This window comes from Streptomyces sp. TM32 (assembly GCF_004122755.1).
Taxonomy (GTDB): Bacteria; Actinomycetota; Actinomycetes; order Streptomycetales; family Streptomycetaceae; genus Streptomyces; species Streptomyces sioyaensis.
Map to the genome: position 1 here is coordinate 23,714 of NZ_SDIG01000027.1, position 19,325 is coordinate 43,038.

20 protein-coding genes are annotated in these 19,325 nt (G+C 72.5%); 11 read left to right on the plus strand and 9 right to left on the minus strand.

What is annotated here, in order from left to right:
* Nucleotides 1-9: 9 nt before the first annotated feature.
* Nucleotides 10-795 carry a TIGR00730 family Rossman fold protein gene (locus EST92_RS09465; protein ID WP_129280488.1) on the plus strand — a complete coding sequence of 262 codons (786 nt, stop codon included), beginning with the start codon at nt 10-12 and terminating at the stop codon, nt 793-795.
* A 249-nt stretch (nt 796-1,044) separates the two neighbouring features.
* On the opposite strand, the gene folP is transcribed toward EST92_RS09465, so the two are convergent.
* Entirely contained in the window at nt 1,045-1,905 is an 861-nt protein-coding gene (gene folP / locus EST92_RS09470; RefSeq protein ID WP_129248215.1) for a dihydropteroate synthase, read from the minus strand.
* Nucleotides 1,906-1,997: 92 nt separating this feature from the next.
* On the opposite strand from folP, the gene EST92_RS09475 reads away from it, so the two are divergent.
* Entirely contained in the window at nt 1,998-2,438 is a 441-nt protein-coding gene (locus EST92_RS09475; protein ID WP_129280489.1) for a DivIVA domain-containing protein, read from the plus strand.
* Nucleotides 2,435-3,040 carry a DNA-3-methyladenine glycosylase I gene (locus tag EST92_RS09480; RefSeq protein ID WP_129280490.1) on the plus strand — a complete coding sequence of 202 codons (606 nt, stop codon included), beginning with the start codon at nt 2,435-2,437 and terminating at the stop codon, nt 3,038-3,040. The genes EST92_RS09475 and EST92_RS09480 overlap by 4 nt, the downstream gene beginning before the upstream one ends.
* A gap of 102 nt (nt 3,041-3,142) precedes the next feature.
* Here EST92_RS09480 and EST92_RS09485 read toward each other — a convergent pair whose 3' ends face one another.
* A complete protein-coding gene (locus EST92_RS09485; RefSeq protein ID WP_129280491.1) occupies nt 3,143-3,943 on the minus strand; it encodes an enoyl-CoA hydratase-related protein in 801 nt (266 codons plus the stop codon).
* A 324-nt stretch (nt 3,944-4,267) separates the two neighbouring features.
* Between EST92_RS09485 and EST92_RS09490 the strand changes: the two genes are divergently transcribed.
* Nucleotides 4,268-4,435: a DUF3117 domain-containing protein gene (locus EST92_RS09490; RefSeq protein ID WP_006603288.1), complete on the plus strand. Its 168-nt coding sequence runs from the start codon at nt 4,268-4,270 to the stop codon at nt 4,433-4,435.
* A 136-nt stretch (nt 4,436-4,571) separates the two neighbouring features.
* Here the strand turns inward: EST92_RS09490 and EST92_RS09495 are convergent, their stop codons facing one another.
* Entirely contained in the window at nt 4,572-5,201 is a 630-nt protein-coding gene (locus EST92_RS09495; RefSeq protein ID WP_129280492.1) for an O-methyltransferase, read from the minus strand.
* A gap of 340 nt (nt 5,202-5,541) precedes the next feature.
* Here EST92_RS09495 and sigE point away from each other — a divergent pair, with 340 nt between their 5' ends.
* The 5 genes from sigE to EST92_RS09520 all read left to right on the plus strand — a co-directional run bounded on the left by sigE (nt 5,542) and on the right by EST92_RS09520 (nt 10,741).
* Entirely contained in the window at nt 5,542-6,234 is a 693-nt protein-coding gene (sigE, locus tag EST92_RS09500; RefSeq protein WP_129248220.1) for an RNA polymerase sigma factor SigE, read from the plus strand.
* Nucleotides 6,231-7,175, plus strand: coding sequence for a zf-HC2 domain-containing protein (locus EST92_RS09505; protein ID WP_129280493.1), 945 nt, complete (start codon nt 6,231-6,233; stop codon nt 7,173-7,175). Before sigE ends, EST92_RS09505 begins: the two co-directional genes overlap by 4 nt.
* 122 nt (nt 7,176-7,297) lie before the next feature.
* The gene (locus EST92_RS09510; RefSeq protein ID WP_129280494.1) at nt 7,298-9,376 is read left to right on the plus strand and encodes a trypsin-like peptidase domain-containing protein; all 2,079 of its coding nucleotides are present in this window, start codon (nt 7,298-7,300) and stop codon (nt 9,374-9,376) included.
* 117 nt (nt 9,377-9,493) lie between these two features.
* Nucleotides 9,494-9,979, plus strand: coding sequence for a sec-independent translocase (locus EST92_RS09515; RefSeq protein WP_129280495.1), 486 nt, complete (start codon nt 9,494-9,496; stop codon nt 9,977-9,979).
* A gap of 117 nt (nt 9,980-10,096) precedes the next feature.
* On the plus strand, nt 10,097-10,741 hold the full coding sequence (locus EST92_RS09520; protein ID WP_129249916.1) for a hypothetical protein: 645 nt from the start codon (nt 10,097-10,099) through the stop codon (nt 10,739-10,741).
* 100 nt (nt 10,742-10,841) lie between these two features.
* On the opposite strand, the gene EST92_RS09525 is transcribed toward EST92_RS09520, so the two are convergent.
* From EST92_RS09525 to EST92_RS09535, 3 genes are all read right to left on the minus strand, one after another.
* Nucleotides 10,842-12,002 (minus strand): P-loop NTPase, encoded by a 1,161-nt coding sequence (locus EST92_RS09525; protein WP_129280496.1) that lies wholly within the window; start codon nt 12,000-12,002, stop codon nt 10,842-10,844.
* A gap of 98 nt (nt 12,003-12,100) precedes the next feature.
* Nucleotides 12,101-12,682, minus strand: coding sequence for a DUF1003 domain-containing protein (locus EST92_RS09530; RefSeq protein ID WP_129280497.1), 582 nt, complete (start codon nt 12,680-12,682; stop codon nt 12,101-12,103).
* On the minus strand, nt 12,672-13,979 hold the full coding sequence (locus tag EST92_RS09535) for a CBS domain-containing protein (protein WP_129280498.1): 1,308 nt from the start codon (nt 13,977-13,979) through the stop codon (nt 12,672-12,674). The genes EST92_RS09530 and EST92_RS09535 overlap by 11 nt, the downstream gene beginning before the upstream one ends.
* A gap of 267 nt (nt 13,980-14,246) precedes the next feature.
* Here EST92_RS09535 and EST92_RS09540 point away from each other — a divergent pair, with 267 nt between their 5' ends.
* A complete protein-coding gene (locus tag EST92_RS09540; RefSeq protein ID WP_174243969.1) occupies nt 14,247-14,945 on the plus strand; it encodes a hypothetical protein in 699 nt (232 codons plus the stop codon).
* An 18-nt stretch (nt 14,946-14,963) separates the two neighbouring features.
* Here EST92_RS09540 and EST92_RS09545 read toward each other — a convergent pair whose 3' ends face one another.
* Nucleotides 14,964-15,503 (minus strand): hypothetical protein, encoded by a 540-nt coding sequence (locus tag EST92_RS09545; protein ID WP_129280500.1) that lies wholly within the window; start codon nt 15,501-15,503, stop codon nt 14,964-14,966.
* Between the two features lie 93 nt (nt 15,504-15,596).
* Nucleotides 15,597-16,724 carry a magnesium and cobalt transport protein CorA gene (locus EST92_RS09550; RefSeq protein ID WP_129280501.1) on the minus strand — a complete coding sequence of 376 codons (1,128 nt, stop codon included), beginning with the start codon at nt 16,722-16,724 and terminating at the stop codon, nt 15,597-15,599.
* Nucleotides 16,725-17,226: 502 nt separating this feature from the next.
* Between EST92_RS09550 and EST92_RS09555 the strand changes: the two genes are divergently transcribed.
* Nucleotides 17,227-17,811: a suppressor of fused domain protein gene (locus EST92_RS09555; RefSeq protein WP_129280502.1), complete on the plus strand. Its 585-nt coding sequence runs from the start codon at nt 17,227-17,229 to the stop codon at nt 17,809-17,811.
* A 96-nt stretch (nt 17,812-17,907) separates the two neighbouring features.
* Here the strand turns inward: EST92_RS09555 and EST92_RS09560 are convergent, their stop codons facing one another.
* Complete coding sequence (locus EST92_RS09560; RefSeq protein WP_129280503.1) at nt 17,908-19,167, minus strand: MFS transporter; 1,260 nt, start codon at nt 19,165-19,167, stop codon at nt 17,908-17,910.
* Nucleotides 19,168-19,325: the final 158 nt, after the last annotated feature.

Here is a 19,325-nt window from a genome sequence, read left to right on the forward strand (position 1 = left end):
GAGCACGACATGGCCAGTCCCGAGGGAGCACCGGTCCCCGAGGAGCAGCGGCTGGGCCCCGTACTGCGCCGCCAGGAGCAGGTGCAGGCCGGTACCACCGACCAGCGGCTGCTGGACTCCGAAGGACCTTCCGAATGGGTGCACACCGACCCCTGGCGCGTGATGCGCATCCAGTCGGAGTTCGTCGAGGGCTTCGGCGCGCTGGCCGAGCTGGGCCCGGCCGTCAGCGTCTTCGGCTCCGCCCGCACCCCACGGGACGCCAAGGAGTACGACGCCGGGGTACGGCTGGGGCGCGCCCTGGTGGAGGCCGGGTTCGCGGTGATCACCGGGGGCGGCCCCGGCGCCATGGAGGCCGCCAACAAGGGCGCCAACGAGGCCGGCGGCACCTCCGTCGGGCTGGGCATCGAGCTGCCCTTCGAGCAGGGCATGAACGAGTACGTGAACCTCGGCGTCGACTTCCGGTACTTCTTCGTGCGCAAAACGTGTTTTGTGAAGTACGCCCGCGGGTTCGTGGTGCTCCCCGGAGGGCTCGGCACCCTCGACGAGCTCTTCGAGGCGCTCACCCTCGTCCAGACCCGTAAGGTCACCCGCTTCCCGATCGTGCTGTTCGGCACGGCCTACTGGAGCGGACTGGTCGACTGGCTGCGCGACACCCTCATCGCCGAGGGCAAGGCGTCGATGCACGATCTGGAGCTCTTCCACCTCAGCGACGACGTGGACGAGGCGGTCGCGCTGGTGACCAAGGAGGTCGGCATCCAGGGCCTGTCCGAGGGGGCGGGGTCGGAGAGGCCCTAGGAACCGGGGCCGCAGGGCCGCAGGGGAATGCCGCCGCCCACTGACGGTGCCTGGAATACCGCCGCCTCCTGGCGACGCCTGGGAATGTCGCCTTTGCCGCCGCCCACTGGCGACGCCCGGGAATGCCGCCGCTCCCCACCCCGTTGTGGCCCCGCAGGGGGCCCAGGCATCCCCTACGGCATCTGTTCGCACGAGCCCTAGGGTTCTGTCCACCCTGACCCCTCTGACAGACCCTGAGGGGCGTCTTCCTCAGGCCAGGCCCCGGCGGGCGACCGCCGGGGGCCGGTGGCCGGCGATCGAGGCCACCATGTCCAGCACCTGGCGGGTCTCGGCGACCTCGTGGACGCGGTAGACCTGAGCGCCCAGCCAGGCGGAGACGGCAGTGGTCGCCAGGGTGCCGAGCACCCGCTCCTTGACCGGCCGGTCGAGCGTCTCGCCGACGAAGTCCTTGTTGGACAGCGACACCAGCACCGGCCAGCAGGTCGCGGTCATCTCGCCCAGTCGCCGGGTCGCCTCCAGGCTGTGCCGGGTGTTCTTGCCGAAGTCGTGCCCGGGATCGATCAGGATCGCGTCGCGCCGGACCCCCAACTCCACGGCCCGCTCGGCCAGTCCGAGTGTCACCCGCAGGATGTCGGCCATCACGTCGTCGTACGTCACCCGGTGCGGGCGGGTACGCGGCTCGGCGCCGCCCGCGTGGGTGCACACCAGACCGACGTCATAGCGGGCCGCGACCTCGGCGAGTCGCGGATCGACACCGCCCCAGGCATCGTTGAGCAGATCCGCGCCGGCCTCGCAGACCGCCTCGCCGACCTCGTGCCGCCAGGTGTCGACGCTGATCACCACATCGGGGAAGCGCTTGCGGACCTCGGCGACGAACCCGACCGTGCGGCGGGCCTCCTCCTCGGCGGTGACCTCCTCGCCGGGACCGGCCTTGACGCCGCCGATGTCGATGATCGCGGCGCCGTCGGCCACCGCGCGCTCCACGCGGGCCAGCGCGGGCTCGTCACGGAACGTGGCGCCCTGGTCGTAGAAGGAGTCCGGCGTCCTGTTGACGATGGCCATGATCACCGGCTCGTGCGCCCCGAACTCGCGATTCCCCAGCCGCAGCATTCCCTGACTCCCTCTCCGTGGTCCGGGAGCGACCCTAACTGTCACACCCGCATGGCACGATCAGTGCAGGCACATAGTCCGGGGAGTTGGTCGTGTTCTGGTTCTTGCTGATCGCGATGGTCGTGGTGGTGGCCGCGGTCACGCTCGTGGTCGTCGGCGGTGGTGACGGCGGCGGGCTGCGGGATTCCGAGCCGGACCGGCTGCACGATCCGCTGCCGGACGAGCGTCCGCTGGGCCGCGCCGACGTGGAGGCCGTCCGGCTTCCGGTGACCGTCCGTGGTTACCGCATGAACGACGTCGACGACGTCCTGGACCGCCTGGGCGCCGAGCTGGCCGCGCGCGACGCCCGGATCGCCGAGCTGGAGGCGGCGCTCGCCGGGGCGCACGCCTCCGCGATGGGCGGCCCGGGGCTGATACAGGACGGCCCGCCGGTGCTGGGGCCGGTGCCGGAGCCGGGGGAGAGCTCCGGCGACCGGACGTCCGCGGACGGGCCCGAGGCCCCCGCGCCCCCGGAAGGCGAGGACCGGGCATGAGCGGGGTGGTGCGCGAACCGGACGGCATCCCGCGCTGCCCGTGGGGCATGGAGTCGCCGCAGATGGCCGATTACCGCGCCTATCACGACACCGAATGGGGCCTGCCGGTCCACGGTGACGACGCCCTCTTCGAGCGGATGAGCCTGGAGGCGTTCCAGTCCGGGCTCTCGTGGATCACGATCCTGCGGCGCCGCCCCGGCTTCCGCGCCGCGTTCGCCGGATTCCGCATCGCGAAGGTCGCGCGGTTCACGGACACGGACGCCGAGCGGCTGCTCGCCGACCCCGGCATCATCCGCAATCGCGCCAAGATCGCCGCGACGATCGGCAACGCCAAGGTCGCCGCCGGGCTGGCCCCCGGTGAACTCGACGACCTGATCTGGTCCTACGCCCCCGACCGGACCGGGCGGCCGGTGCCGCGCACCGTCGACGAGGTGCTGCCGGTGACCCCGGAGTCGACGGCGCTCGCCAAGGACCTCAAGAAGCGCGGCTTCCGCTTCGTCGGCCCGACCACCGCGTACGCGATGATGCAGGCGTGCGGCCTGGTCAACGACCATCTGGCGGACTGCCATGTCCGCCGGGCCGTGGACGCGGCGGCCCGCTGACCCGGGCCGGGCGGGCGGCAGCGGCCGGGCAGCGGGAGCCGGCGGCCCCCGCCGGCGGTGGCCGGTCACCCGGCTGCCCGGGGCCGGCCGGCGGGGCCGGGGTCAGCGCCCCAGGAAGACCGGCTTCTCCTTCTTCACGAAGGCCTCGACCGCGATCCGGTGGTCCTCCGACGCCCCGGCGCGGCCCTGCAACTCGTCCTCCTTGCCGAGCGTCTCGGTGAGCGAGTGCCCCGCCCCGTAGGCCAGCGATTCCTTGATCGCCGCGTAGGCGGCGGTCGGGCCCTGGGCCAGCCGGCGGGCGATCGCCGCGGCCTGGTCGGCCAGCTCCGCGGCCGGGACCACCTTGTTGGCGATGCCCAGGTCGTACGCCTCCTGGGCGCTGACGTTGCGGGGGAAGAGCAGCAGATCGGCGGCCCGGCCATGGCCGATCAGCCGGGGCAGCGTCCAGGACATCCCGGAGTCGGCGGTCAGCGCGACGCCCGCGAAGGAGGTGTTGAAGGACGCCGAGTCCGCGACGACGCGGTAGTCGGCGGCCATCGCAAAGCCCGCGCCGGCGCCCGCGGCGACCCCGTTCACGCCGGCGACCACGGGCTTGGGCATCCCGGCCAGCGCCGTCACGATCGGGTTGTAGTGCTCACGCACGGTGTTCATGGTGGCGCCGGAACCGGTCGCCCGGTCCTCGGCCAGCAGGCCGATGTGCTCCTTGAGGTCCTGCCCGACGCAGAAGGCGCGCCCGGTGGCGGTCAGCAGAACGGCCCGTACGGCGGGGTCGGCCGCGGCCTCCTTCAGGGTGTCCCGCAGCAGGACCTTCGCCTCGATGTTCAGCGCGTTCATCGCGTCGGGGCGGTTGAGCGTGATCGTCGCCAGCCCGTCGGTCACGTCGTAGAGCACGGTGTCGGCCATAGTGGGAGTCCCCTCCGTCGCGGCTCGGACTGCTCGGCAGCGGCAGTCCGCGCTCAGGATGCCGGAGATCATCGGGCCCCGGCATGTGACGTACGTCAAAGATTGCGGGCGCGTCGGAGGGCGGCGGTGGGCGGAGTACGGCAGGCCCTCTCCCCGAATTGAGGGGGTTTGCGGGAGCACCTTGCCGAAGGGATGCTGCCCGATGTTGGTCATCGGGTCGTTCGATGCGGGATAATGGCCTGGAAGCAATGTGTTCGATGCCGGTGACACGTGCCTATCCGGGCCGTCGGCTGAGATGAGCTGGTTTCAGGAAGGGGAACGAGCATGGCGGCCATGAAGCCGCGGACGGGCGACGGCCCGCTCGAGGTGACCAAGGAGGGGCGGGGCATCGTCATGCGCGTTCCGCTCGAAGGCGGCGGGCGGCTCGTCGTCGAGCTGACCCCCGACGAAGCCAAGGCCCTGGGTGAGGCCCTGGACAAGGTCACCGTCTGACAAGGGCGGCGCAACCGGCGGTTTCCCGGGGCTGACCCCGGTATCCCCAGCCGAATTACCCCGGCCCCGGCATGCGGCGCGCGCAGGACGTGCGCGCCGCATGCCGGGGCCGTTTCGCATCCGGGCGCCGGACGGGTCAGCTGCGTTTGACCGCGCAGAGCAGTCCGTCGCCGACCGGCAGCAGGGCCGGTACCAGTGCCGTGCTCTCCCGTACGGCCCGCAGCAGCTCCCGCAGCCGCAGCACCTCCGCGGGCTGCACCGCCGAGTCGACCGTACGGCCGTCCGCGAAGACGCCCTCGAAGCAGACCAGGCCGCCGGGGCGCAGCAGACGCAACGATTCAGCGAGGTACTCCAAGCACTCCATCAGGTCGCCGTCGCAGAAGACGAGGTCGTAGCCGCCGTCCGCGAGGCGGGGCAGGACATCCAGGGCGCGGCCGGGGATGAAGCGGGCGCGGTTGCCGGCGAAGCCCGCGGCGCGGAACGCCTGCTTGGCGAAGGCCTGCCGCTCGGGTTCGAGGTCCACGGTGGTCAGTACCCCGTCGGGGCGCATGCCGTGCAGGAGGTGGATGCCCGACACGCCCGTGCCGGTGCCGATCTCGGCGACGGCCTTGGCGTCCGCGGCGGCGGCGAGCAGGCGCAGGGCCGCGCCGGTGCCGTTGGTCACCGTACGGATGCCGGCCTCCTGCGCACGGTCACGTGACCAGCTCAGGGCGGCCTCGGCGCTGTCGTCGATGGTCCCGGCGCCGTACGCCTCGGCGAATGCCAAGATCGTCTGCCGGTTGCCGGTAATGGCCCTCTCCTGTCCCCGTAGTTGACGCAACCGTGACTGTATCCGCTGGACGCGGGAACTCGCAGATGGGACCGGGCGTTGAGGAGGGGTGGAGGGATGACGGGGGGACGCACCGGTGAAGACCGCGCGAGACATGCAGCAAGACCAGAAGCAGGACCAAATGCAGGTCAAAACTGCTTATCCGGAGCTAACGGGCGAGGTGGATATGGTAGGGGCTCTACTGGACACCACCAGAGCCACCAGGGGAGGTGCGGCTGCGACGGGTGACCGTCGAGTGCTGAGGCGCTTGAAGAGGTCGTTCGCCGAGCCGAAATCCGTGACCAACACCGCTGACCGTTTCCTCCCCCACTCTCGACTCCGCTCGAGTGGGGGGACCGCCGCCGATTCCGCAACGACCGCGACCTTCGCCGCAGACGCGGACGCGCAGGCGTGGACTCCGCCCAGCTGGGAGGAGATCGTCAGCACCCACAGCGCACGGGTCTACCGCCTCGCCTACCGCCTCACCGGCAATCAGCACGACGCCGAGGACCTCACCCAGGAGGTGTTCGTCCGCGTCTTCCGCTCGCTGTCGACGTACACCCCCGGCACCTTCGAGGGCTGGCTGCACCGCATCACGACCAACCTCTTCCTGGACATGGTCCGGCGCCGTCAACGTATCCGTTTCGATGCGCTCGGTGACGATGCCGCGGAGCGCCTCCCCAGCCGGGAGCCCTCCCCGCAGCAGCACTTCAACGACACCCACTTCGACGCCGATGTGCAGCACGCGCTGGACACCCTCGCGCCGGAGTTCCGGGCCGCCGTGGTGCTGTGCGACATCGAGGGCCTGTCGTACGAGGAGATCGCCGCGACGCTCAACGTCAAGCTCGGCACGGTCCGCAGCCGGATCCACCGTGGCCGTTCGCATCTGCGCAAGTCCCTCAAGCACCGCGCCCCGGCCACCCGTGCCGAAGAGCGCGAGCAGCGGCGCTCGCTGGCCGTGGTGCCCACGGGGGAGGTCGGAATCGCGTGAGCGGCAGCGGCGGTCCGTCCCCTGCCGAGCAGCATCTCGGCGACCGCCTCGCGGCCCTGGTCGACGGCGAGTTGGGGCATGACGCGCGCGAGCGGGTGCTCGCGCATCTTGCGACCTGCGGCAAGTGCAAGGCGGAGGCCGACGCCCAGCGTCGGCTGAAGAACGTCTTCGCCCAGACCGCGCCCCCCGGCCCGTCCGAGGGCCTGCTGGCGCGTCTGCAGCAGCTGCCCGGCGGTGACGTGGGCGGTCCCGGCAGCCGGCTCGGCAACGGCAGCTTCGGACGGGGCGACTTCGCCCGGGACGGCGGCGCGTTCTCCTATGCGCCCGCTCCGGGCCACCCCGGCCGTGCCCTGGCCGGCATCGCCCCCCAGCCCGGCGCCCGCGGCATCCGCGTCCACGAGGCCGAGCGGGCCGGCCAGCGGCGCCGGTTCGCCTTCGCGGCGGCCGGTGCGGTCTCCCTCGCGGCCATCGCTTTGGGCGGCGCCCTTCCGCTGGAGGCGGCCACCGATCTGCCCGGCGGACGCGCCGACGGCAGCGGCAGCACCGTCACCCCGCTCAGCGTCAGCCCCGCGGCCGACAGCGAGGTGCGCTTCCGCGGTGACGCCTTCCCCGCCGGCTCGTCCCAAGTGGACGGCCGGCAGCCGTCCGGCGGTCCGACCCTCGCCCCGGCCCCCAGCGCCATGACCCTCTACGGCCCCGGTGCGGCGCCCCCCGCCCCGGCGTACTCCGCGCCGGCCGGCGGATTCGGGCTGTCGCCGCTGATAGCAGCCACCGGTCCGGTCACGGCGTACGACTTCCCGCCCCTGACGTCGGCCACCGGCGGACCTCCCGTGCGGAAGAACCCGCCCCCGCTCTCCCCACCGGAGCCCAGGCGCCCGCTGAGCGGCCCCGCCGCCACGGCCGGCCCCTCCGTCCATGGCTCAACCCCCGCCCAGCACTGACCGTCCCCTGCGCGGCCCCGCGCGGAACTGGTTGAATCCCCCTGGGCGGCGCACCCCTGAGCGGGCGTATGCCGCGAGGTGGTGGTGCCCGCGCAGGACCGCGGGCGAATTCTGGGGAGAGCATGGACGACGGTAAGGCCGCCGGGCCGAAGCTGAAGTGGTGGAGCCGCCCGGGAGGCACCGCGCGCACGGAACCCTCCGCCGAGCCCGGCCCGGTGGAGGGGGCCCCGGCCGCAGTGTCCGGCACGTCCGGCACGTCCGGCACGTCCGAGACGTCCGGCACGTCCGAGGTACAGGGTTCGGAGGACTGGCTCATGCGTCCGCCGGAGCCGCGCAACGGCGCGGCGGAGCGCGAGGTTCCGCAGCCGTCCGAGGGTGAGGTTTCAGCCGAAAGCGCTGCGGAAAGCGCCGAGTTGACGCCCGTTCCGGGCGGGACGGGCGCGGACGCCGCGGCCCGGGAAGCCGCCGGGGACCGCGGAGACGGGACGGCCGGTGCGGGCCCGGAGCCGTCGACCGTGACGCTCGGCAAGGTGGCCGAGGGCGCGCGGGACGGGGCGGCGGCCGGTCCGCGGACGACGGACCCGGATCGCACGACGACGGGCGCCGCGCCGGCTCCGCCATCCGCCGAGGCCTCGCCCCTCGCGTCGGTGACGGCCGGCGGCCCGGCCGCGGCGCCACGGCGGCAGCGGCCGCTGCACGACGAGGACCCGTACGGCACGCCTCCCTACGGCGACCCAGGACCGTGGGCGCCGGCGCCGCCCGTACAGCGGCCGGTGGCGACGCCCGCCCACGGCACCGTGCTGCCGTCGGCCACCGAGCCTGCCGCCTCCCCGCAGCCGGGACCGTCACCCGCGGCCCCCCAGCCCGCCCCCGGCGGCGCCGCCGGGCCGTACGACACGGCACCGCAGCCGGCCACCCCGCACCCGGCGCCCCTGGACCCCGCGGGCCCGCCGCCGCTCGCCGCCGCACCGCCCGGCGACCCCGGAGCGGCCCCGGCCGCGGGCCACGCCGCCGCGCCGCACGGCGCCTGGCAGCAGTACGACCCCTGGAGCGCGCCGCTGCAGGGCGCACCCGTCGCCCCGCCGCGCGCCCGCCGCCGGGGGCCGGTGATCGCCGCCGCGGTGGCGCTCGCGCTGCTGGCGGGCGGCGTCGGTGGCGGCGTCGGCGCCTACGTCGAGCGCTACGGCGGGTTCAACGACATCCAACTGCCGCAGGCCGGCGGGGACGAGGGCGGCCGCAAGCCCGACAGCGTCGCCGGGATCGCGCAGGCCGCGCTGCCCGGCGTGGTCACGATCCATGTCCGGGGCAGCGCCGAACAGGGCACCGGCACCGGCTTCGTCCTCGACCACCAGGGGCACATCCTCACCAACAACCACGTCGTCGAACCGGCGGCCACCGGCGGTGAGATCTCGGTGACCTTCAGCGGCGGCCAGACGGCCAAGGCCAGGGTCGTCGGCCAGGACGGCGGTTACGACCTCGCCGTCGTCCAGGTGGAGGGCGTCACGGGGCTGCGGCCGCTGCCCCTCGGCAACTCCGACGCGGTGCGGGTCGGCGACCCGGTGGTGGCGATCGGCGCACCGTTCGACCTCGCCAACACCGTCACCTCCGGGATCATCAGCGCCAAGCAGCGCCCGATCACCGCGGGCGGCCAGAAGGGCGACGGCAGCGATGTGTCCTACGTGGACGCGCTGCAGACCGACGCCCCCATCAACCCCGGCAACTCCGGCGGCCCGCTGGTCGACACCAGGGCGCGGGTGATCGGCATCAACAGCGCCATCCGCGCGGCCGACAGCGGCGGCGGCCTGGAAGGCGGCGGCCAGGGCGGCAGCATAGGGCTGGGCTTCGCCATACCGATCAACCAGGCCAGGCGGGTGGCCGAGGAGCTGATCAACACCGGCAAGGCGACCCACCCGGTGATCGGCGTGACGCTGGAGATGGAGTACGCCGGTGACGGGGCGCGGGTCGGCGAGCACAGCAAGGACGGCAAGCAGCCGGTCGCCCCGGGCGGCCCCGCCGCCAAGGCCGGGATCAAGGCCGGCGATGTGATCACCGAGGTGGACGGCACTCCGGTGCACAGCGGCCAGGAGCTGATCGTCAAGATCCGCAGCCACCGGCCGGGCGACACCCTGGTGCTGACCCTCCAAAGGGGCGGCAAGGAGCGGTCCGTTCGGCTCAGTCTGGGTTCTTCCAGCACCGGGTGATCGTTTGCATGGTGTTGGTACGGGCGACTCCCGTCTGACGTACGGGGCCAGGTACGGTGAGAGGCGGCCCGGCCCCAAAGGCATACGAAGGCCGCGGATACCCAAGGGAGCTGCACGGTGTTCTTCGACATAGGACCCCTCGAGCTGGTCGCGCTCGTGATCCTTGCCGTGCTCATCTTCGGTCCGGACAAGCTCCCCAAGGTCATCCAGGACGTCATGGCCTTCATCCGCAAGGTGCGGGCGTTCTCCGACAGCGCCAAGGAGGACATCCGCAGCGAGCTGGGGCCGGAGTTCAAGGACTTCGAGTTCGAGGACCTCAAGCCCAAGAATTTCGTGCGCAAGCACGTCCTGGAGAAGGACGAGTACGGCCTCAAGGACCTCCAGGAGATCCGTAACGGCTTCGACCTGAAGAAGGAGATGGCAGAGGTCACCGACGCCGTCAACGGCCACGACGGCGCGTCGTCCGCCACGCCCTCGAACGGCTCAGGTCCCAGCCTGTCCAAGGGGTCCCCGGCCGCCTCCGCCGGCGCCCCTGACCTGCGAAAGAAGCCTCAGGGGTCGGAGTCGGGCGAGCGTCCGCCGTTCGACGCGGACGCCACCTGACCACATGATATGACCGGCTGTGTTGACGCCTATGGCTATGCTCCGGTTGTCCGGGGTTCGGTCGCCTGAGGGGGGCGGGCCGCCCACGACGCAGGGCAACTAGGAGGCTTCGCGCAGATGGAGACGACGAGTCCGTCAGCGACACACGAGGCGGCCGCCGAAGCCGGCCGGAAGGTCGACGGCTATCTGCTGGCCGCATTCCCGTGGTACGGCCTCGACGAGGCGTTCACCGGTCCGCGCTGGCTGATGCGGGTCGGGGCGGCCGCCGACGGCACCGTCGAGCACGGCGCCACGGGGCACGGCGAGGAGCCGACCATCAAGGTGGAGCCGCCGCAGGACGAGCGGTTCGCGGTGGTGGTGACGGTCGCCAGCCGCCCCGTACGGCGCAGCGGCGACGGCACCGGCGTACTGGAGGCGACCTCGGTCTCGACGGCCGCCTGGCTCGCCGGATCCGGGCTGCTCGCGCAGACCTGGCCGACCCAGATGGACCGGACGCTGCGCCAGGACTGGCTGGACCAGCAGACGATGCTCGCCTGGGAGCTCGCCGACGACCTCGGCGGCGGGGGCTGGAGCGAGCTGATGCTGCCGGTGGACGGCGTGCCCACGTCGTTCGCCTATCGCGAGTCCGAGTACGGCTGGGTGCTGGCCGGTTCCGCGAACGAGGGCCCCGAGGGGGTGCACATCGGCGCCTACGGGCGCGGGATGAGCGCCTACGGGCTGGGTTTCTCGGTGATCAAGGACCTCACCGCGTACGCGGGCTGAACGGCACGACACGAAGGGGGCGGACCCGTACGGGCCCGCCCCTTCGTCGTGCGCGGGAGCCGGCGCGGGCGGTTTCCCGTCCCGCGGCGGCCCGCGGCCGTCAGAACTTGTTGCGCGGGGTGATCCCCAGCGACATGCCGGACAGGCCCCGCTGCCGGCCGCCCAGCTTGCCGGCGATCGACCGGATCGCCGCGCCGGCGGGGGAGTCGGGGTCGGTCAGCACGACCGGCTTGCCCTCGTCGCCGCCCTCGCGCAGCCGGACATCGATCGGGATGGCGCCGAGCACCGGCACCTGCGCGCCGGTCGTCCTCGTCAGGCCCTCGGCGACCCGCTCGCCGCCGCCGGTACCGAAGACGTCGACCATCTCGTCGCAGTGCGGGCAGGGCAGCCCGGACATGTTCTCCACCACGCCGACGATCTTCTGGTGGGTCTGCACGGCGATCGAACCGGCCCGCTCGGCGACCTCGGCGGCGGCCTGCTGCGGGGTGGTGACCACCAGGATCTCGGCGTTCGGCACCAGCTGCGCCACCGAGATGGCGATGTCGCCGGTGCCCGGGGGCAGGTCCAGGAGGAGGACGTCGAGGTCGCCCCAGTAGACGTCGGCGAGGAACTGCTGGAGGGCGCGGTGCAGCATCGGGCCGCGCCAGACGACCGGGGCGTTGCCCGGGGTGAACATGCCGATCGAGATGACCTTCACGCCGTTCGCCGACGGCGGCATGATCATGTTCTCGACCTGGGTGGGCTTGCCGTCGGCGCCCAGCATCCGGGGCACGGAGTGGCCGTAGATGTCGGCGTCCACGACACCGACCTTCAGCCCGTCGGCCGCCATCGCCGCGGCGAGGTTGACCGTCACCGACGACTTGCCGACGCCGCCCTTGCCGGAGGCGACGGCGTACACCCGGGTCAGCGAACCGGGCTGGGCGAACGGCACCTCGCGCTCGGCGGTGCCGCCGCGCAGCGACGACGCCAGCTCCTTGCGCTGCTCGTCGCTCATCACGTCCAGCTCGACGGCGACGGAGGTGACGCCCTCGACCCGCTCGACGGCCTCCCGCACCGTGCGGGTGATCGTCTCGCGCATCGGGCAGCCGGAGACGGTGAGGTAGACCACCACCGCCACCGCGCCGTCGGCCGCGATGTCCACCGATTTGACCATCCCCAGCTCGGTGATGGGGCGGTGGATCTCGGGGTCGTTCACCGTCGCGAGCGCTGCGCGGACCGCGTCCTCGCTCGGGGTGGCGCCATGGGGCGTGTCGGTAGCCATGAAGAGATAGTACGGCCGCGCGAAGGCGCGTCCCAAAGGGGCGGTGGTCGGGCGACGGGAGGGCGGTACGGCTCGTGAGGGGGCCTCCGGTAAGGCCGTCAGCGGTCGCGTTCATCACTCTGTGCGCCGGCCGGCTGCCGCTGTTCCAGATCCCGTTGCAGGTCCTGGAGCTCGGAGCGGAGCCAGTCGCGGGTGGCGACCTCGCCCAGGCCGAGCCGCAGCGCCGCGATCTCCCGCGTCAGGTACTCGGTGTCGGCGATGGAGCGCTCGTTCTGCTTGCGGTCCTGCTCCTGGGTGATCCGGTCCCGGTCGGCCTGGCGGTTCTGCGCCAGCAGGATCAGCGGCGCCGCGTACGAGGCCTGCAGCGACAGTGCCAGGGTCAGGAAGATGAACGGGTACTGGTCGAACCGCCAGGCGCCCGGCGCGGCGACGTTCCAGGTGATCCACACGATGACGGTGGCGGTCATCCAGGCGAGGAAGCGGCCGGTCCCCAGGAAGCGGGCGATCTTCTCCGAGAGCCGCCCGAACGCCTCCGGGTCGTACTCCGGCAGAAAGGTACGGCGCGGGGCGCGCGGCTGGTCGATACGCGCCCGGGGGCGGTCGGTGGCGCCCCGGCGCAGCGCCGAGGCGCCGTTCGCGCGTGTCCGTTCCCTGCCGCCGTCCCGCTCCTCAGCGCCCATCCGCGGCCTTCCCCGGGCTCCCGCCGCCGGTCATACCCGGCGCCGCGGAGCCGTGCAGTCCGTCCTCGCGCCAGTCGTCCGGCAGCAGATGGTCCAGCACGTCGTCCACCGTGACCGCGCCCAGCAGGGCCCCGCTCTCGTCCACGACCGGTGCCGCGACCATGTTGTACGCGGCCAGATAGCTGGTCACCTCCGGCAGCGGGGTGTCCGGCGGCAGGGCCGGCAGATCGGTGTCGGCGATCGAGCTGACGAGGGTGAACGGCGGGTCGCGCAGCAGCCGTTGGAAGTGCACCAGACCCAGGTACTTGCCGGTGGGGGTCTCGTCGGGCGGCCGGCAGACGTAGACCTGGGCGGCCAGCGCGGGGGACAGGTCCGGATCCCGCACCCGGGCCAGCGCGTCCGCGACGGTCGCGTCCGGGCGCAGCACGATCGGGTCGGTGGTCATCAGCCCGCCCGCGGTCCGCTCCTCGTACGCCATCAGCCGCCGCACGTCCGCGGCCTCCTCCGGCCGCATCAGCGCCAGCAGCCGTTCCTTCTCCTCCTCCGGCAGTTCCGAGAGCAGATCGGCGGCGTCGTCGGGGTCCATCGCCTCCAGGACGTCGGCGGCCCGCTCGTCCTTCAGCTTGCCGAGGATCTCGACCTGGTCGTCCTCGGGCAGCTCCTCCAGGACGTCGGCGAGCCGGTCGTCGTCGAGCGCGGCGGCGACCTCGGCCCGCCGCTTGGGGGAGAGGTGGTGCAGGACGCCCGCGAGGTCGGCAGGGTGCAGCTGTTCGAAGGTGGCCAGCAGGCTCGCCGCGCCCTGGCCGTGCTCCTCCAGCGAGAAGCCGGTCACCGCCGACCACTCCACGGTCAGCGCCTCGCCCTTGCGGCGCAGCCCCCGGCCCTTGCCCTTGCGGACGAAGACCTTCTCGATCTCCCAGTCGCGCCGTGCGGGCAGCTGGGTGATGCCGATGTCCAGGACGGTGACCTCCTCGCCGGTCTCCACCAGCCGCACCCGCCGGTCGAGCAGTTCGCCGAGCACCAGCGTCTCGGACGCCCGCTGCTCGAAGCGCCGCATGTTGACCACACCGGTGATGACGATCTGGCCGGAGTCCACACCGGTCACCCGGGTCATGGGGACGAAGATCCGGCGTCGGCTGATCACCTCGACGACCACCCCGAGGAGCCGCGGCGGACGGTCGCCGACCCGGAGCAGCGCGACGAGGTCCCGCAGCCGGCCGACCGGGTCGCCGTTGGGGTCGAAGACGGCGCTGCCGGCCAGATGGGAGACGAAGACCCGGGGAGTCACGACTGCCATGCCGAGCGCCGCCCTTTCTCCCATGAGGTCCGGAATACGGCATCAATCCGGGTTCAGGCTAACGCGCCCGGGTCGGCGCCGTCCCGGTGGAAGCGCCGTAGGGTGACCGCCGCGCACCCCGCCGACGACCGTGCGTGTCCCAGGTACGCTGCCGTACTGCTGTCGAGATCACCCGCATCAGGAGGCAGAGCCGACGTGAGCGCAATCCCCCCGGGCGCCGGCCCCCGATCCCCCTCCGTCACCCGTCGTACGGGACGGGCGGCGCTGGTGGGGGCGGCCTGCGCGGCACTGGCCGCGGCGCTGACGGGCTGCGGCGGCCAGGACCCGGACGCGGGCACCAACGGCCTGGGAAAGCTGCCCCCCACGAAGATCGAATCCAAGGCGCGGGCCGCGGCCCAGCGCGCCGGGACGGTGCACCTGTCCGGCAACGTCGTCAGCCAGGGCCGCACCTACAAGCTCGACATGAGCCTGGCGAAGGACGGTGCCAAGGGGGAGCTGACCACGAAGGCGGCGGCCTTCCAGTTGCTGCGGGTCGGCGACGCGCTCTACCTGAAGGCCGACGCGGCTTTCTGGGCAGGGGAGAAGGGCGGCGCCTCCGGCGGGGCGGCGAGCAAGCTCGACGGCAAATACGTCAAGGTGCCCGCGGCGGACCCGGTCTACAAGCGCTTCAGCGGCTTCACCGACAAGGACACGCTGCTCGCCGGTCTGCTCGGGCTGCACGGCAAACTGACGGCCGGTGACCGCGGCGACGTCGGCGGGGTCCGCACCATCCGACTGGCCGCCGCGGCCGGCGCGGGCGGCACCCTGGACGTCTCGCTGGACGGCACGCCCTACCCGCTGCGGCTGCAGCGCGCCGGTGGAGCGGGCGTGCTCCGGCTCGACGACTGGGGCAAGCGCGTGGACCTGCGGGCCCCGGACAGTGGCCAGGTCGTGGACTACGGCAGCAAGATCTCCGGCAAGGGCTGAGGGGGCGGGCGCCGGGCGTCAGCCCTTGCGTCCCCGCCGCAGCAGCTTCGGCAGCGCGGCCGGGACGGGCCGCCGGGTGATCGCGGGCGTGGCCCGCGGCGGCACGGCGTGCGACTCGTCGGGCATCAGGCCGGGGCGCTGCCCGGCCTCGCCGGTCGGCTCCAGGCGCAGCACCCGGCACTCCCGGGCCCAGCGCTCGGTGAGGGTGTCCGCGTCCGGAGCGTTGAGGCGCTTGCCCTTGAGCTCGTCGACCGCGGCCCGCCAGGCCTCGCTCTCCGGCGCCGGCTCGACGACCCGGGCCTGCCAGGCGATCAGCCGGCCGCCCTTGTCCTTGCTGCGGACGGTCACCGTCGCCGTACCGCCGTCGGTGAGCCCGAGGCCGGCCAGCGGCTGTTCGCCGGGCCCGTCCCCGACGAGGCAGGCGGCGCCGTCGTGCCACAGATGCCACAGCGCCCGGGCCGGGCCTTCGCTCCCCCGCACCCAGATGAGGCCGGACTTCTTCGTGGCCTCTTCGATGAGCGCCCGATCCTGCAGGGCCTGCGACACGGTCTCCGTCATACGAGCCAGCCTAATGGCCCCGCCCGGGGCGGCCCGGAGCAGCCCGGACACCGAGATACCCGGACCGGACACGCGGACCGGCAGCGGACCGGGTCACAGCCACCCGTTGCGCTTGAACCCGCGGCGGATGCCGAAACAGATGGCGACCGTCGCCAGCAGCACGGCCGGATAGCCGAACTTCCAGTGCAGCTCCGGCATGTAGTCGAAGTTCATGCCGTAGATCCCGGCGATCATCGTCGGGACGGCGAAGATCGCCGCCCACGCCGTGATCTTGCGCATGTCCTCGTTCTGCGCGACGGCCGCCTGCGCGAGGTTGGCCTGCAGGATGGAGTTGAGCAGGTCGTCGAAGGACAGCACCTGCTCGTTGACCCGCGCCAGGTGGTCGGCGACGTCCCGGAAGTACTTCTGGATGTCGGAGTCGACCAGCCGCATCGGACGCTCGCTCAGCAGCTGCATCGGCCGCAGCAGTGGCGACACCGCGCGCTTGAACTCCAGTACCTCACGCTTGAGTTGGTAGATCCGCCCGGCGTCCCCGCCCTTGGGGGAGCCCTTGGCGCCGGGGCCCTTGCCGTTGGTGCCCGAGCTGAAGACGTCGATCTCCACCTCGTCGATGTCGTCCTGGACCGCGCCGGCCACCGCCATGTAGCCGTCGACGACCTGGTCGGCGATGGCGTGCAGCACCGCGGACGGGCCCTTGGCCAGCAGCTCCGGGTCGTCCTGCAGCCGGTGCCGCAGCGCACGCAGCGAGCCCTGGCCGCCGTGCCGCACGGTCACGATGAAGTCCCGCCCGGTGAAGCACATCACCTCGCCGGTCTCCACGACCTCGCTGGTCGCGGTCAGCTCGGCGTGCTCGACGTAGTGGACCGTCTTGAAGACCGTGAACAGGGTCTCGTCGTAGCGCTCCAGCTTGGGCCGCTGGTGCGCATGCACGGCGTCCTCCACGGCGAGCGGGTGCAGCCCGAACTCCTGGGCGATACCGGCGAATTCGGCCTCGGTCGGCTCGTGCAGCCCGATCCAGGCGAAGCCGCCTTCGGACCGCACCGACGCCATCGCCTCGGCAGGGGAGACGTGCTCACTCACCCGGCGGCCCTCGCGGTACACGCCGCAGTCCACGATGGCGCTGTTGGCGCAGCTCTTCGGGGACGCGTCGTAGGGGTACGGGGTGTCGCCGCGGCGCCGGGCAGGGCGGACGGCGGCACGCAGGTCACGGATCATCGACATGGCAGGCTCCTTCACGGGCCGGCCGTCAGCTGCGGGCGCGGGGCGCAGCGCTGCCCGGAACGTGGACGTACGGGGCGTCATCGGCCGTACGTCCGCAAAGCGGGCGGCGCTCCGTGCGGGGGTACTGACGGCAGTTCGCAGAAAACACGGAACAAAGAGTCGAAGGCGCTCTTCCGTCATCTACTTCCGGCGCAAAGATGCTTCCCTGGTTTCGCCGCTGGACGGCGGGGTACGGAAGCTCTCGGATCAGGAGATTCGCTGCGCGAGCGGGATGACGGGAGAACTATCGGTACTGCACGGTCGACTCGGATCCACCGCAGCCCCACCTCCTCCGGCCGGTCCCCGTTGGGGGACGACGTCATTCCCTGAGCAGACGGCAAGGCTATCAGCCGCCTGCCGCTCTGCCGCGCCGCTTTGCCTGTTCCATACGAAGAACGGGCCGTCGCGGAGCACCTCGTGGACGGGCGACGGCGAGCCCGAGGACCGGCCCTATGCTCACGGCATGTCTGACGTTCTTGAGCTGGTCGAAGCCCGGTTGCGCACAACTCTGGGCGAGCCGGACGCGCGCGCCGCCGTCACGTTTCTCGGGACCGACCGTATCGAGGTCCTCCGCTTCGTGGACAACGGGGTGGTGCGTTACGCCACGCTCGGGATGTCCGCGCAGCCGATGGCCGACCCCACGGCCGTCCTGGCCGACCCCCTGCGCGGACCGCGCGCCGAACTCCTGCTCTCCGTGCGCGAAGGCCGCGCGGACACCGACAAGGTGCTCCGGCCGCTCGCCGTGCTCGCCGCGTCGCCGCAGGTGGAGGGGGTGATCGTGGCTCCCGGCGCCTCGCTCGACGTGGGGGAGCCGCTGTGGCCGGGCGCGGTCTTCACCTCGGTGCTGGTCGCCTCGTCCGGCGGTCTCGTCGAGGACCTCGCGCTCGACGAGCCGATGGAGCCGGTCCGCTTCCTGCCGCTGCTGCCGATGACGCCCAACGAGGCCGCCTGGAAGCGGGTGCACGGCGCCGAGGCCCTGGAGAAGCGCTGGCTGGAGCACGGCACGGATCTGCGGGACCCGCTGCGGGCCGGCGTACCGCTCGACTGACCCGCAGGCCGCCGGGTGGCGACGCGCCCCGCCGGGCCTCCCAAGAGGGGGCCGACGGGGCGTCAGTTCTTTACGGGGACGGGGACGTGGCGTGCCTCACCGGGCGAGGGCCGTGACCCCGTCCTCCGTCGCGTGCCACGGCGCCCGCTCCTCGGCCTCGGTGGTCAGCGCCCGGCGGCGGACGGCGACGATGCCGGCGCCGGTCACCGCCGCGACGGCCGCGACCACGAAGGGCAGGTGGATGTCGGTCCACTCCTCGATCTTGGGCGCGAGGAACGGTGCGGCCGCCGCCGCGAACCAGCGCACGAAGTTGTAGCCGGCGCTCGCCACCGGACGGGGCGCATCCGAGACGCCCAGCGCCAGTTCCGTGAACACGGTGTTGTTCAGGCCGATGAGGGCGCCGGACAGGACGGTGCAGACGACGGCGGTGGTGTGGTTGCCGTAGCCCAGCACGACCAGATCGGTGGCGAGCAGCAGCAGCGAGGCGCACAGCACCTTCAGTGAGCCGAAGCGGCGCTGCAGCCGGGGAGCCAGGATCACCGAGAACACCGCGAGCAGCACACCCCAGGCGAAGAAGACGGCCCCGGACCTGTAGGGGGACATGTTCAGCACGAAGGGGGTGAAGGCCAGCACCGTGAAGAATGAGTAGTTGTAGAAGAACGCGGCGGCGGCGGTGGCGGCCAGCCCGCCGTGACCGAGCGCCTTGACCGGGTCGAGGAGCGACGTCCTGGCGGCCGGCGTCGGCTGTTCCTTGAGGAAGACCGTGATGGCGAGGAAGCCGACGGCCATCAGGACGGCGGTCCCGAAGAACGGGTAGCGCCACTTCAGGTCGCCGAGGACCGCGCCGAGCAGCGGGCCGCAGGCCATCCCGAGCCCCAGCGCGGACTCGTACAGCAGGATCGCCGCGCTGCTCCCGCCGGCCGCCGCGCCCACGATGACCGCCAGCGCCGTCGAGACGAACAGGGCGTTGCCCAGCCCCCAGCCCGCCCGGAAGCCGACCAGTTCGCCGACCGACCCCGACATGCCGGAGAGCGCCGCGAACACCACCACCAGTGCCAGTCCGGCCAGCAGGGTCCGGCGGCCGCCGATCCGGCTGGAGACGAAGCCGGTGACCAGCATCGCGACGGCGGTGATCAGGAAGTAGGAGGTGAACAGGAGGGAGACCTGGCTGTTGGTGGCGTGCAGGCCGCGGGCGATCGACGGGAGGATCGGGTCGACGAGCCCGATGCCCATGAAGGCCACGACCGAGGCGCCCGCCGTGGCCCAGACGGCCATCGGCTGGCGGAGCAGTGAGGTGCCGCCCTCCTCGAACGGATCGTCCGGGCCGCCGTGGCCGCCGTTCTTCGTGTCGCTCATGCTGCGGTTCCCCTTCCGGTTGCCGGTCGCCGGGTGCGTGTCCCTGGTCCGCGGCGAGCGCGGTGCCCGCCCGCGAGGTCGTTGTCGTTTACACACAATAAGTTAGGCGATCTAAAGAATGCAAGCTACAACTAATTTTCCCGGTGGGGTGCGCGGAG

Bases quoted from the DNA above. Each gene is read 5' to 3' on its own strand.
- EST92_RS09555 (WP_129280502.1), top strand. From the start codon at position 17,227: ATGTCTGACGTTCTTGAGCTGGTCGAAGCCCGGTTGCGCACAACTCTG.
- EST92_RS09490 (WP_006603288.1), top strand. From the start codon at position 4,268: ATGGCGGCCATGAAGCCGCGGACGGGCGACGGCCCGCTCGAGGTGACC.
- EST92_RS09550 (WP_129280501.1), bottom strand. From the start codon at position 16,724: ATGTCGATGATCCGTGACCTGCGTGCCGCCGTCCGCCCTGCCCGGCGC.
- EST92_RS09480 (WP_129280490.1), top strand. From the start codon at position 2,435: ATGAGCGGGGTGGTGCGCGAACCGGACGGCATCCCGCGCTGCCCGTGG.
- EST92_RS09535 (WP_129280498.1), bottom strand. From the start codon at position 13,979: ATGGCAGTCGTGACTCCCCGGGTCTTCGTCTCCCATCTGGCCGGCAGC.
- EST92_RS09510 (WP_129280494.1), top strand. From the start codon at position 7,298: ATGGACGACGGTAAGGCCGCCGGGCCGAAGCTGAAGTGGTGGAGCCGC.
- folP (WP_129248215.1), bottom strand. From the start codon at position 1,905: ATGCTGCGGCTGGGGAATCGCGAGTTCGGGGCGCACGAGCCGGTGATC.
- EST92_RS09520 (WP_129249916.1), top strand. From the start codon at position 10,097: ATGGAGACGACGAGTCCGTCAGCGACACACGAGGCGGCCGCCGAAGCC.
- EST92_RS09530 (WP_129280497.1), bottom strand. From the start codon at position 12,682: ATGGGCGCTGAGGAGCGGGACGGCGGCAGGGAACGGACACGCGCGAAC.
- EST92_RS09545 (WP_129280500.1), bottom strand. From the start codon at position 15,503: ATGACGGAGACCGTGTCGCAGGCCCTGCAGGATCGGGCGCTCATCGAA.
- EST92_RS09485 (WP_129280491.1), bottom strand. From the start codon at position 3,943: ATGGCCGACACCGTGCTCTACGACGTGACCGACGGGCTGGCGACGATC.
- EST92_RS09525 (WP_129280496.1), bottom strand. From the start codon at position 12,002: ATGGCTACCGACACGCCCCATGGCGCCACCCCGAGCGAGGACGCGGTC.
- EST92_RS09465 (WP_129280488.1), top strand. From the start codon at position 10: ATGGCCAGTCCCGAGGGAGCACCGGTCCCCGAGGAGCAGCGGCTGGGC.
- EST92_RS09560 (WP_129280503.1), bottom strand. From the start codon at position 19,167: ATGAGCGACACGAAGAACGGCGGCCACGGCGGCCCGGACGATCCGTTC.